Source organism: Caballeronia sp. HLA56 (genome assembly GCF_054655155.1).
In genome coordinates this window covers 753,926-766,934 of record NZ_BAAHOB010000003.1, presented here as the reverse complement: position 1 = coordinate 766,934, position 13,009 = coordinate 753,926, and the positions used below count along the sequence as shown (strand labels likewise).

The window sequence follows — 13,009 nt, the reverse complement described above, 5'->3', positions numbered from 1 at the left end:
GGCAAACCCGCATTTCGTTCAATCGAAGCCCTCACGCCCCTAAGTGACCGCCCTATCGAATCGTTACCGACGCATTGATCGGTTCGATGCATTGCGCATCTGTCTCCAGTCCCTGTTTGCAAGCGCGCTCGCTTATGCGTGCATGAAGCTAATGGGCTCGACGAGCTTGACTTGGGCCGTCTTCTCTAGTCTGTTCACCCTTCAGGCGAATTTCGACCGCAGTCTCAAACATGGCATCGGTCAGATGATTGGCGCGGTGGCCGGTACGGTTGTCGGCCTGGCGACCCTGCATGTCTTCCCGGATGCCGGCGACGCGATACTGCGGTTAGGCGTCGCCACGCTCGCGACATGCCTTTTGTCGTCGATCTTCCCGACGACCAATTACAGCATCGTGGTCGCTGCCGCAATCGCGCTCGAGCCTTCGGCAGGTTTCGCGGGCGCCATATCGCGTGCGGAGGCCATCGTGTTGGGATCTGCCATCGGCATCGTGGTATCGGTGAGCGTCTGGCCACAACTGGCGCGCTCGCGTGCGTTCGGCATCATGGGGGATCTCATCGACGATTGCCGCGCATTGCTGCATGCCTTGCCGATCTTGAGCGCCGTAGAGGACCGCGCATCCGTCGACGCCTTGCATGAGCGCTTTTTACGCCATCTCGTGGACGCTCGCGCGGTCAGTAGCGATGCTCGCGTCAAGGCGCGCTTTCGCGCAGGACCGACGCTCAGTGCGGCGCTGACAGCGTTCGAAACCTTGTGGCATGGGCTGGTACTGCTCGATCGTGTCGGGGAATCGCAATGCAGGGTGCTTCCCGAAGATGAGCGCAAGCTGCTGCGCGAAAGCGTCAACGCAGTAGGCGAATGCGCGAGCGGCTACTTGGAACAACTCGCCGCGTACCTGCGCGACGGCGCCGCGCTTCCACCCAGCGAGCATTTTCTAAAGCCGCTCGGCGATGCATCCGCATCCGTCAAAGCGCGCTTCGTAGAGGCCGCCGAACGTCGTGATGAGGCGTCGCAACAACTGCAGGCGCTGGCTACGCTGTTATTCGCTCTCGAGCAAATCGAGGCGAACCTCAGGAACATAGGGTGGCTTTTGGAAACGAGATTCTAGAACGGCTGTCGAAGCGACCGCTCGATACGAATGCCGTGCCGCTTCATCTTCGCGTAAAGCGCGGGCTTCGATACGCGCAGCAACTTCGCGCAGGTCGTAACATTGAAGCGACATGCTTCGAGCGCATTCTCGATCGCAATGCGCTCGGCCTCCTGAAGCGACACCGGCTCTTGACGTGAAGCGTTGCGCGTATCGCTGCCTGGCTGCGCGCTCGTCGTACTGCGCAAAAACGGCGATACATCCGCAATGCAATCGCCTTCGTTCAAATTCACCATCTTCTCGACGAGATTTTCCAGCTCGCGCACGTTACCGGGCCAACCGTGAATTTCGAGCTGTTGCAGCGCATGCTTCGAGAGCGATGGCGTCGGCTTGTGCATCCGCGTGCAATATCGTTCGAGGAAGAATGCCGTCATTGCCGCGATGTCTTCGCGCCGCTCGCGCAACGGCGCAATCGTGATCTCGATTACGTTGCATCGATAAAACAGGTCTTCGCGGAAGGTTTTTTCCCGCACCATGGCCGCAAGATCACGGTTGCTCGCGCAGACGATGCGAACGTCCACCGGAATGCCGCGTGTATCGCCAATACGCGTGACCTCGCGTTCCTGCAATACACGAAGCAGTTTCGCCTGCACGTCGATAGGCAACTCCGAAATCTCGTCGAGGAATACCGTGCCGCCATCGGCGGATTCGAACTTGCCTGGACGACCATCGCGCGCCGCGCCCGTAAAGCTGCCGGGCGCATGTCCAAAGAGTTCGCTTTCGATGAGCGCATGAGGAAGCGCCGCGCAATTGATTGCGATGAACGGCAGCGTGCTGCGCACACTCGCATTGTGAATGGCCTGCGCGAAAACCTCCTTGCCGACACCGCTTTCGCCCGAGAGTAGGACGTTGGACGCGCCGCGCGCCGCCTTCTTCGCCGCATCGAGCGCGCGCTTCAAAGCGGCACTCGAACCGATCACGCTGTCGAAGGTAAAGCGCGCATGGTTGCCCGCATAGCGTCCCGCCATCTTCCGCACACGACGCATCTCACGGAACGTGTTGACGACAGACACCACTTCCCCGCAGCGGTTTTTGATGGGAATGGCCGTATCCAGTAGATGAAGATGGCGCGCTGGAGAGTCGATTATCAACTCGCGATCAACATAGCCCACGCCGGTGCGAAAGATCGGGCCAATGATCGGCTCGAAGTCGATCACCTCGTTGAGCGTCTTGCCGATACTCGCTTTCGGATCGATGCCAAGAATACGCCCCGCCACCGAGTTGACGTGGCGTAGCACATGGCCCTGCCCGATCACCATCAAGCCATCGCCGATATGGTCGATGATCGCGCGTTGCTCTTCGACGAGCGTGTCGTACACGGCGAGATCGAAGGCGCTTTGGAGAAGCACGTCGAGCGTTGCACCCAGCAGCGTGATGAAGCTTGCAGGCGAGCCCTTGCCGTTGCCGCTTGCGTCAAGCACACGCAATGCAACGAGGAAAACACGTCGCCCATGCGTCTCGACTCGCAGCGCGAACGCCTGCGCAAACGATGCGGCGCGTCCCGCGAGCGTCAGCATCACGCAGCGTCCATCCGACATCGACGTGGCCGCTTCCGCCAACGCGGCAAGCTGCGCGGACGGACAATGCGCAAAGAACGTATCGCGTGTCGCCGCGTCCGCTTTCGTGAATTCGTCGATGCTTTCCAGCACGTGCCCCGCGCGATCCAGCGTGAACAGGCATACCCGTGCTTCGTTTGCGGCAAGCACGCGCGCGCTCGTCCATCTCGTGCTGGCGAGTGCCCCTTCGAGCGTGACGGTATCGGGATCGAGCGCGACGGTGGCCATGTCTTCCTGCAAGCGGTCGGGCAACGTCATCGAATATAGCAGTTCAAAATCCCGCCGCCGCACTGCGATTTTTTAGAGCGGACGCGTCAATCCTTCTGCGCAATCGCAGTGAGCGCGCCGCTGTTCAACTGATACACCGTGACCGGCGCATCGACCCAATCGCCGTTTGCATCGAAGCGCACGGGGCCGAGAATGCTCGTGAACGCCTGCTCGCGCAGCGCTTTGACGTATACCTCGGGCCTCGACGATCCCGTTTTCTGCATCGCGTCCGCGACGACGAGCGTTGCGGCATAGAACGCGGGCGCATAGGTATCGACATCGGCGCTGAACGCACTCTTGAATTTCGTGCGAAAGGTCTTGCCGTCCGGTAACGAGTCGAGCGGCGCGCCGCCTTGCGCGCAGAACATGCGCTTGTCGGCGGCTCCGGCCGATAGCTTGTCGAATTCAGGCGAGCAAATACCGTCGCCGCCTACGAGCGTTGCGTTGATGCCGAGTTCGCCCATTTGCCGCGCAAGCGTCGCGGCCTGCGCATAGTAGCCGCCATAAAATACGACCTGCGGATTACGCGACTTGATCTGCGTGAGAATGGCCTTGAAGTCGGTTGCCTTGTCCGTGCTGTATTCACGCGCGACGACCTGCAAGCCCGCCTTCTTTGCGCTGTCGACGAATACATCGGCGACGCCAACGCCATAAGCGGTGCGGTCATCGATTACCGCGGCGCGTTGTGCATTCAACACTTTCGCCGAATAAAGCGCCATGCGGCCACCCATGACGTTGTCGTTGGTCGCGAGCCGGAAGACATAGGGATAGCCGAGGTGCGTGAGTTGCGGGTTCGATGACGCGCCGGTCATCATCACCACATGCGCATCGTTGTAGATGCGCGCGGCGGGAATGCTCACGCCCGAGTTGTAATGGCCAATGACGGCGGATACGCCATCGTCCACGAGCTTTTGCGCTACGCTCACGCCTACTTTCGGATCGCCCTGGTCGTCCATCGAGATCAGTTCGAAGCGCACGGGCTTGCCTGCAATTGTGAAAGCCTTCGCATTGAGTTCGTCGATGGCAAGCCGTACACCGCGCTCATCGTCCTTGCCGCTTTGCGCCGCGCTGCCGGTGAGCGGCCCTGCCACACCGATCTTAATCACTTCCTGCGCGTATGCCGCGCGCGTTGCGCCGACCATTGTCAATGCGCATGCCATGAACGCCATCGCCAAGTTGAATCGTTTCATATCGTTTCCCCAGTCGCAGTCAATGACAGACCTTCAAGAACGTCCCGTACCGGCGACAGCGTGTCGAATTCGAAATCGGGACGTGGCTGCCACGTTCCGAGCGTCTCTTGCGTGCGATTGATCCAGGCCACCGCCATACCAAGAGGCTTTGCTCCGTCGATATCGGCCCAGCTCGCGAGCGAACAATGCAGCACGTCGTGCGCGTTTACCGCCAGGCGGTCGAGCGCGAGCGCAAAGATCGCCTGCGATGGCTTGTAGGCCTGCGCCATCTCCGCTGTCGTCACATGCTCGAAATAGCGTGTGAGCCGCGTGCGCCGCCATAGATCGCTGTCCATGTTGGTGATCGGCATGAGCGGATAGCGCGCCGCAGCCCAATCGAGGAACGGCTCAGCATCGGCGTGTGCCGGCGATGCTTCGACCAGATGCGAGAGGAACACGTCGTTCAGCGTTTCCATCGCATGGCCTTTACGCGCGCCGGGCCAGTGCGTATCGAGGCAATCGGCGAGTGCTTGTTGCGCAACATCGCGATAGCGCGCGTAGGCCTTGCCTCGATAAAGACGCACGTTGCGGATGTCCCAATCGAGATAGATCTGGGAGACAGGTTCGTCTGCCTCGACCGAGATGCGCCGCAGGACTTCCGCCATGCCGAGCGTGCCGCCTTGATCCACATCGACGAGCGTGCCGAAGTAATCGAACGTAAGGGCTTTGGGACTCATTGCGACGTCTTCCTGTTCGCGAAGGCCTTCACGCGCTCGGCGGCATCCGGCAGCGCGAATGCCTCGATGGTGACGGCACTCTCGAGTTCGAGACTGCGAGCCAGCAAGCCCGACAGGTCGCTTGTCACCAGTTTCTTTAGCTTCGATACGGACGTCGATGAGCGTTGTGCGATACATGCTGCAAGTTCGAGCGCGGTTTCCAGTACGGCATCGCGCGGAACCACGCGATTGACCAAACCCATCGATAGCAGCGTCTGCGCGCTCTGCCTTTCGCCGAGCAACCAAAGCTCCATCGCGCGTTGATGCCCTATCGCCTGAGGCAGCAGATGCGTGACGCCGCCCGTCACGAATTGTCCCCACTCCATCTCGGGAAAGAAGCACACGAGATCGTCCGATGCGACCACGATGTCGCAATTGAGCATCCACTCGAAGCCGCCGCCGACAGCATAACCATGCACCGCGCCGACCACGGGCTTGGCACCGAACATCAGATCGCGTGTGATGCGCTGAATGCGCCCGATATGACTGCGGATACTTTCATCGCTTTCGCTTTGGGCGTCGAACTCCTTGAGGTCGTCGCCCGCGCAAAACGCGCGTCCCGCACCGGTGAGCACGATGACGCGGCATGATGCATCGCCAATTGCGCCTTGCAGCGCGTCGTGCAGATCGTCGAGCAATGCACCGCCGATTGCGTTCATGCGCTCTGGTCGATTCAACGTGACGATGGCAAGCGGTCCTTCCATGTGTAGCGTTACGTCGCTCATGCGAGCTCCTTGTCGATCCAGCGCGTCTTGCCTTCGGTACGCGGAAAATGTTCGAATGGCACCATCGTGACCGTTGCGCTCGCGCCTATGCGATTGCGTACGGCCGCCTCGATGTGATGCGCGGCATCGCCCCAGCGAGCGATATCGAGACCGCTCGCCGCTTCCACAGTCATCGCGATGCGGTCGTAAGGGCCATCGCCCTTGAGCACGATGCGAAACTGTCCCGAGGCCCATTGCGGCAGCGCTTCCACAGCGAGCCGGACGGCACCCGGAAATACGTTGATGCCGCGCACGTTGAACATGTCGTCGGTGCGACCCGTCACGCGAAAGCGCCATGCCGTGCGTCCATCCTCGCCGGCATCGACGGCAGTCACCGTCACCACGTCGCGGGTGCGATAACGCACGAGTGGCTGACATTGCTTGCGCAAATGCGTGCACACGAGCTCGCCCGTGACGCCCTCTTCCATGGACAAACGCGCGAGTGTCTCCGGATCGATGATCTCCGCGAACACGACATCCGCCGCATGAAACAAGAGGTCGTTGGTCCAGTCCGTCTGTCCGCCAAGAATGCTCAGAACTTCCGATAAGCCGAAGTTCGCATTGCGCACCTTGAAGCCCCACTTGTCTTCCATCGTCGCGCGTAACTCGGGGTTGTCGAGACCTGCTTCGCCACCGAACAGTCCGAGCTTCAGGCCGAGTTCGCGCGGTGTAGGTCCGCCTGTTTCGCGCAACACTTGCTCGATAAGCGCGGGATACGAAGGCGTACAAGAAATCGCGTTGATGCCGAGACTCAGAATGGAGTCGATCAACATCCGCGTGTTGCCGACGCCGAACGGCGCCACCGTCGCGCCAGTGGCTTCGAGAATGGTGTGATCGGTGAAGCCGCCGGTCCACATGCAATAGTTGAGACAGTGGATCACGCGATCATCGGGGCGCAGACCCGCCGCCCACATCGAGCGTGCGCCGACGCGGGCAATGTCCAATGCATCGCGTGTGCTGTTCGCGAGAATCAAAGGGCGCCCGGTCGTGCCCGACGTGCGATGCAAGCGCGCAATGGCGCTTTCCGCGCAGGCCACGTAATCGCCGAATGGCGACGCACCCTCCTGACTCACGCGCAACTCGTCCTTCTCCGTGAAGGGCAGGTCCTGCAGCGAATCGAGCGTGATGTCGTCGCGTTCGATCCAGCGTGCGAGCTTCGAACGATAGAACGCCGACATCGCACGCAGATACGTCCATTGCGTCGACCAGAGCGCGTCCTGATGACGACGCACGCCGGCTGACGGCAGCGTTTCGAAGGCTTCGTCGAAGTACACGCCATGCGTTGGGGCAGTCACAGCCACGTCCATGTCTTTCCTCGGTTGAGCGGCCTTTGCCGCGAATTCTTCGTTATGGCGGGCACGCTCATGACGAACGGCGCTTCGCGGCGCGCGCCTCGATGACGCTTCTCTCGACGATGGCCCGTGCATGGCTCGCGCTGCCGACGGGGCCGCCGTTATCGGCTGCGACAACGTCGAACCAGTACAACGCGCCTTCGATTGCACGAAACGTCGCGGTGGCGGAGACATCGGCGCCATGTGGTGTCGGTGCGAGATGATTGAGATGCGTGGTGACGCCCACGGAGAGCTGCCCGTCGCGCAGGGAGTCGCGCATGAGTTCCGCGCAGGCGCGCTCGATAAGGGACAACAATGCGGGCGTGGATAGCACGTCGGGATAGCGCTCATCCGCTTCATGCGCGTGAGCAGAGGCGAGATCGGCGGATGAGACGGTATGCGTGAGCGTGGCGGTTCGGCCTGCTTCGATCATGGACGGCTCCGGTTTGTTATCGGAGCTATCAATGCAAGGGCTGGGCCAATCATGCGAAAGCCCCGGCTGGCGGGACTCACCGCAAATCGCTGAATGATCGAGAGGGCTGACCGTAAAGATTCTTAACGTTGCGAATCGAAACGGTCGTCGGCTTTGCTTAACGGGTTTCGATGCGAGATTGTGCGTATCAACGAAGCGGCAGCATCGTGAGTCCGACGATAACCAACGCAGCACCGCCGCCGCGTCGAATCATCATGAGACGACTGTGGCTCGTGATACGCCGATGCACGGCATGCGTGACGAACGCGTAAGTCGACATCACAGTGAGCACCACGGTTGTATCGATCGCGATGAGCGTGGCGAGTTGCGGCAGTATCGGCGTATGCAGATCGACTAGCTGTGGCACGGCGGCCGCGAAGAAGCCGAGCGTGTTCGGATTGACGAGCGATACCGTAGCGGCCTCAAGAAAGATGCGCAGACAAGGCTGCCTGACGTGCGGCGTCACATGCGTGACCGCGGCTTGTGGGCCCTGTCCACGCATCGCGCGTATGCCGAGCCAGATCAAATATAGCGCGCCCGCTAGCCGCAGACCGATGACAAGCCACGGCGATGCGTTGAGCAAGGCGCTCAAGCCGAGCATGACGCCGCTTGCCATGACGAAGCGCGAACACAGGTTACCCGAGACCGTGAAGAGCGCGGCATACAGTCCGTAACGCACGGTATTGCGCACGACGAGCATGGCATTGGGGCCCGGGGAGCCCGTGGCGGCGAGCGTTGCAATGGAGAAGGCAAGCCAGGTGGCGGTAGTCACGGCTAGCTCCCACGCGTGGCGTATGCGTCGACGGAAGAGGCTTGAATGCGTGCTGACATGCTGGCTCCCGAAACGTTTGCGATGGAAGCCATTGTTGTTCATGCGGATGCGCGCAGACACCCTCCTTGCGTTGGCATCGGATTGGCGGGAGCTGACTCACGACGCGCACTGAAGGCTTTAGCCGCCTTTCTTGCGTGCCGCGACGGTCTTTTTAACCGCGGGCTTACGCGTCGCACGCTTGGGCGTCGTCTTATCGATATCACGCATCGACTTGAGCTCGTCTTTCAACGACGCATGCGCCGTTTCCAGCGCGGCCAGTTTGCCTTGGAGCACGCCGGCATGATGACGGCCGTCGCCAACTTGCGCTTGCAAGACATCGACGGCACGGCGATGGTCCACATCGCGCTTGTCGGCCCGTTTGACCGCCTCGGCCAGTTCCTTTTGAAGCTTGGCCGTGACGCTGCGTTCGCGATCGATTTCGAGCAGCGCGCGTTTCTCCGATGCTCTCAAACGCTCCTCGGCGCGGCTCGCCGCTTCGCGCAGCTTCTCGAGATCGCGCGAAAAGCCTTCGCGCACCTTGTCCAGTTCTCGGGCGCGTGCGCTTGCTTCGTCGTTGAGCCGTTTGATTTCGGCATCGACTGCCTTTCGCGTGGCCGCGTCTTCGGCGCGTTGCCGCTCCAACTCGCGAATCTCGGCCTGTGCCGCCGACAATGCAATCGTGCGCTGTTCCAGCGTCGTTTCCATGCGCCCCAGTTCCTCGCGCGCCGCAACTACCTTCTGCTCGGCCTCGGTGCGTTGCGCGTCAAGCTCTTCGCGTTGCGCGTTGAGTTCGGCCTGTGCCGACGTAGTTGCGCGCGTCCAAAGCGTGCCGATGAGTTCGCCAGCGGCATCGCTCAAATCCGGCGGCAGGTCCGGATGCTCGATGCGTACCCGGCTCTTCTCTCGCAACTCGGCCCAGAACTCGCCCAGCACCGATGCCGGCGTGCTCATGGTGCCGCGCCGAACCAGGCTGTAAAGGCGATTGGCCGTCGGCGGCACGCCGAATCGAAAGAACAGGAGCGTGCAGACTTCCCGGTAGAGCTCGCGCGTTTTCGGGAATTCGACTTTCAGGCGGTCAATGGCGGCGGCCAGTCGTGCGTCATCGGAGAGCGGTTCGGACATTGCGGTTTGGTCAGTTCTTGGAGGAGCAAGAATATAACGTAGAGCGGCCGATAATTAACGCTCGCTCGACTGCTTGGCCATATGGACAACCCCGTACTTACCCGCGCCAGCGTTCACACGCCGGTCCGCATTGTTATAATCCTTTCAACCCACGACTAAAACCTAACACCGCATAAAAGCCGTAATCCGATGGCCAAACCCGAACGCCTGCGCGTGCTCTCAAGCGCGCTCGAAAAGCAGAACGTGATGCGCTTGCGCGATGCAGCCGCCTTGCTCGGCGTCTCCGAGATGACCGTTCGCCGCGATATCGCAGCGCATCCCGGTCAATTCACTTACCTCGGCGGCTATATCGTCAGCGCGGCGGATTTGCCCAATGCAGCAGGCTATACCATCGAGGAAGAGAAGGATCACTTCGCTCAGGCCAAGGCGATTGCATCGAGCCATGCCGCGCATCTGCTTACCGATAGCGAGACCATCTTCATCGATTGCGGCACCACGCTCACCACGCTTGCGCGGCAGATTCCCACGGACATGCATCTCACCGTCGTGTGCTATTCGCTCAACGTGGCCGAGATTCTGCGCCGCAAGCCCAATGTCCGGCTAATCCTTCTTGGTGGCGTCTATGTGCCGTCATCCGAATCGTTTGCGAGCGATGAAAGCGTCGAGACGCTGAGGCGTATGGGCATCAACAAGGCGTTCATGTCGGCGGGTGGCGTGGATGAAGCGCGCGGTGTGACGTGCTGGAACTTTCACGAAGTGGCGATCAAGCAGGCGGCCATGGCAAGCGCCGTGGAGCGCCATCTCGTCGTCGATGCAAGCAAGCTCGGCAAGGTCAAGGCCGTGCGCTTCTCACAGATTTCCGAGTTCGACTCGGTCATCACCGAGGAAGGGCAGCGCAGACGCAAGCACGCGTAAAAAAGCCCGCAAAACGCTATGCGGGCTCTCTGCGGCTTCTGAACGACCAACCCACTACTGCCGTCGTCCGAGCGCGAACAACGTCCCTGCGACGAGAATGAATGCGCCGATGATTACCTTCTGCCAAGTGCTCGGCACGCCCACCAGAATCAGCACGCTGTTGATGAGCGTCACGAGCACGACGCCGAGCAACGTGCCCACCACCGTTCCCGTACCACCGGTTATACGTGCGCCGCCCAAAATCACGGCGGCGATCACATCGAGTTCCGTGCCGACCAAGTCGAAAGGATTAGCAAGCCGGTTGGTCGATACATGCAGAATGCCCGCGACGCCCGCAAGCAATCCCGTATAGCCGAACACGAACAGATGGATCGCGCGCAAGTTGTAACCGAGCCGTTCGGCGATGGTGAGACTACCGCCCATCGCGTAGACGCCGCGGCCCATCATCGTGCGATTGAGCAGCCACCATGTGACGACCGCCGCGATCACGAGCGCGAGCACGGAGACCGGCAACACGGCACGCAAACCATCGGACGTGTGATAGAAGAAGAGCGGCAGGCGTCCGAACGTATCCATGCTGTGCGGAATGTTCATGAAGAACTGCGTGCCCACGAAAGTCAGCAACAAGCCGCGATACAAATACTGCGTGCCGATCGTCACGATCAGCGAAGGCGCCTTCAACCGATGCACGAGCATGCCATTGATGATGCCAAGCAAGACGCCGCCCAGCGCGCCCGCAATGAGTATCAACGCAAACGGACACTCCGGCCACCAAGCGAATACGGCCTTGGTGATCGAATACATCGTGAGTGCCGCTATTGCCGTGAACGACACGTCGATACCGCCCGAAGCCAGCACGACGAGCGTACCCAGCGCAAAGAGCGATACGGTGGTCGCCGAATGCAACAAGTCGAACAACGTGGCGAATTGGAAGAACCGCGGGTTCAGGCCACCCACGATCAGACACGTCACGAGAATCAGACCTAGGGTGAACCACTCGGGATTGCGCATCAGCCGCGCATAAAGACTGCCCTTGCGCACGCGCGGCGCGACGTCGCTCACGGCTTGCGGCACCGGCTCGCTTCCCGTGCGGCGGATGGATTCGCTCATACTCATGCTGCCTCTGAAAGTAACGCGTGATAAAGCTCGGCCTCGCTCAGACGATCCGCGCGATACTCGCTCGAAATCCGGCCCTTCTTCATCATCAAGATACGGTCGCAGTTTTGCAGCAGTTCGGGCAAGTCGTCGCTGATCAAAATGATGCCGATGCCCTCCTTCGAAAGCCGCTGCATGATGCGGTAAATGATGTCCTTCGATCCCACGTCGACACCGACAGTCGGTCCGTGCAGGATCAGCACGCGCGGATCGATGGCAAGCCACCGCCCGATCAACACGCGTTGCTGATTGCCGCCCGAAAGCGATTGCACGGGCTTGTCGACGTCGGGCGTGGCGATCTGCAAGTCCTTCACGGTGCGCTCGGCAAGCTCCTGCGCGCGCTTGCGATCGATCTGACCGAAGCGGTCCCGCAAGCTCGAAATCATCGCGGTCACGACGTTATCGCGAATCGGTTTGTCGAGAAAAAGCCCTTCGTTCAGCCGGTCTTCCGGGACATAGCCTATGCGTTGCGTCTTCGCATCCGCCGGCGTTTGCAGGCGCACGCGCATGCCGTCGAGCGTGACCGTGCCCATGTCGGCGGGCGCGACACCTGCCAGTGCGCGCGCGAGTTCATTACGGCCCGAATCGAGCAGCCCCGTCACACCGAGTATCTCGCCCTTGTGCAGCTTGAACGATACATCGGCGAACTGGCCTTTGCGTCCGAGCACCTGCACGTCGAGCACGATCTGCGATGCGCCTTCTTCCCCTTGCGCGCGATAGCGCTCGGTTGAAAGATGCTTGCCCGTCATGAGCTCGCTGATCTGCGCCTTCGTATAGTTTTCGATAGGACCTTGCGCCATCTTCTGGCCATCGCGCAGCACGATCACTTCGCCGCCGATTGCGTAGCACTCGTCGAGCTTGTGACTCACGAACAGCACGGCGACGCCGTCGGCACGCAAACGCGCGAGGACGGCGATGAGATTGTCCACTTCCTTTTGCGTGAGCGACGTGGTGGGCTCGTCCATGATGACGAACTTCGCTTCGCTGGCAATGGCGCGTGCGATTGCCACGAGCTGCCGCGTGGCGAGCGGCAATTGCTCGATCAAGGTCTTCTGAAAGTCCGCATCGCCCGGCAAGCCCACGGCTTCCAGCGCCCGTGCAGCGGTTTCGGCAAGCGCGCGGCGATCGAACGTGCGCGCGAGCTTGCCGTTGTGTTCGGCGAGCTCGGATGTGAGCGCGACGTTCTCCGCCACGTTCATGTTCGGCAGCAGCGACAAGTCTTGATAAACGGTCTCGATACCCGCGGAAAGCGATTCGAGCGGCGATAGCCGCGCATGTCTCACGCCTTCGATCACGAGTTCGCCTTCATCGGGCGGTTGCGCACCCGAGATGATCTTGATGAGCGTGCTCTTGCCGCAGCCGTTCTCGCCGAGCAGATGATAGATCTGCCCGCGTTCAAACGAGAGGCTCACGCCACGCAGCGCATAAACGCCTGTGAAGCGCTTATGAATATCGACGACTTCGAGGAGCGGTGTCTCTTTGGTCATGGCTTATAGAAAGCAGGCAGCGCGCGGCAATGAACCACGC

12 protein-coding genes are annotated in these 13,009 nt (G+C 60.8%); 2 read left to right on the top strand and 10 right to left on the bottom strand.

Going from position 1 to position 13,009, the window contains the following annotated elements; genetic code table 11:
* Positions 1-43 precede the first annotated feature (43 nt).
* Positions 44-1,105, top strand: a complete 1,062-nt coding sequence (locus ACYQ47_RS15420; protein ID WP_459905869.1) for an FUSC family protein — start codon at positions 44-46, stop codon at positions 1,103-1,105.
* Here the strand turns inward: ACYQ47_RS15420 and ACYQ47_RS15415 are convergent.
* From ACYQ47_RS15415 to ACYQ47_RS15380, 8 genes are all read right to left on the bottom strand, one after another.
* Positions 1,102-2,928, bottom strand: coding sequence for a sigma-54 interaction domain-containing protein (locus ACYQ47_RS15415; protein WP_459905931.1), 1,827 nt, complete (start codon positions 2,926-2,928; stop codon positions 1,102-1,104). The two genes, ACYQ47_RS15420 and ACYQ47_RS15415, sit on opposite strands and share 4 nt — an antisense overlap.
* An 86-nt stretch (positions 2,929-3,014) precedes the next feature.
* Positions 3,015-4,157: a branched-chain amino acid ABC transporter substrate-binding protein gene (locus tag ACYQ47_RS15410; RefSeq protein WP_459905868.1), complete on the bottom strand. Its 1,143-nt coding sequence runs from the start codon at positions 4,155-4,157 to the stop codon at positions 3,015-3,017.
* Positions 4,154-4,873: an HAD family hydrolase gene (locus ACYQ47_RS15405; protein ID WP_459905867.1), complete on the bottom strand. Its 720-nt coding sequence runs from the start codon at positions 4,871-4,873 to the stop codon at positions 4,154-4,156. Before ACYQ47_RS15405 ends, ACYQ47_RS15410 begins: the two co-directional genes overlap by 4 nt.
* A complete protein-coding gene (locus ACYQ47_RS15400; protein WP_459905866.1) occupies positions 4,870-5,637 on the bottom strand; it encodes an enoyl-CoA hydratase/isomerase family protein in 768 nt (255 codons plus the stop codon). The genes ACYQ47_RS15405 and ACYQ47_RS15400 overlap by 4 nt, the downstream gene beginning before the upstream one ends.
* The gene (locus ACYQ47_RS15395) at positions 5,634-6,983 is read right to left on the bottom strand and encodes a phenylacetate--CoA ligase family protein (RefSeq protein WP_250495266.1); all 1,350 of its coding nucleotides are present in this window, start codon (positions 6,981-6,983) and stop codon (positions 5,634-5,636) included. The genes ACYQ47_RS15400 and ACYQ47_RS15395 overlap by 4 nt, the downstream gene beginning before the upstream one ends.
* Before the next feature lie 55 nt (positions 6,984-7,038).
* Positions 7,039-7,440, bottom strand: a complete 402-nt coding sequence (locus ACYQ47_RS15390) for a thioesterase family protein (RefSeq protein WP_244831373.1) — start codon at positions 7,438-7,440, stop codon at positions 7,039-7,041.
* A gap of 187 nt (positions 7,441-7,627) precedes the next feature.
* Positions 7,628-8,251, bottom strand: coding sequence for a LysE family translocator (locus ACYQ47_RS15385; protein ID WP_250495265.1), 624 nt, complete (start codon positions 8,249-8,251; stop codon positions 7,628-7,630).
* A 177-nt stretch (positions 8,252-8,428) separates the two neighbouring features.
* Entirely contained in the window at positions 8,429-9,412 is a 984-nt protein-coding gene (locus tag ACYQ47_RS15380; RefSeq protein ID WP_244831371.1) for a DNA-binding protein, read from the bottom strand.
* A gap of 189 nt (positions 9,413-9,601) precedes the next feature.
* On the opposite strand from ACYQ47_RS15380, the gene ACYQ47_RS15375 reads away from it, so the two are divergent.
* Positions 9,602-10,327 (top strand): DeoR/GlpR family DNA-binding transcription regulator, encoded by a 726-nt coding sequence (locus tag ACYQ47_RS15375; RefSeq protein ID WP_244831370.1) that lies wholly within the window; start codon positions 9,602-9,604, stop codon positions 10,325-10,327.
* 54 nt (positions 10,328-10,381) lie between these two features.
* On the opposite strand, the gene ACYQ47_RS15370 is transcribed toward ACYQ47_RS15375, so the two are convergent.
* Together ACYQ47_RS15370 and ACYQ47_RS15365 are read right to left on the bottom strand one after the other, a co-directional pair.
* On the bottom strand, positions 10,382-11,443 hold the full coding sequence (locus tag ACYQ47_RS15370; protein ID WP_244831369.1) for an ABC transporter permease: 1,062 nt from the start codon (positions 11,441-11,443) through the stop codon (positions 10,382-10,384).
* A complete protein-coding gene (locus ACYQ47_RS15365) occupies positions 11,440-12,969 on the bottom strand; it encodes a sugar ABC transporter ATP-binding protein (RefSeq protein WP_310390726.1) in 1,530 nt (509 codons plus the stop codon). Before ACYQ47_RS15365 ends, ACYQ47_RS15370 begins: the two co-directional genes overlap by 4 nt.
* Between the last annotated feature and the right edge of the window lie 40 nt (positions 12,970-13,009).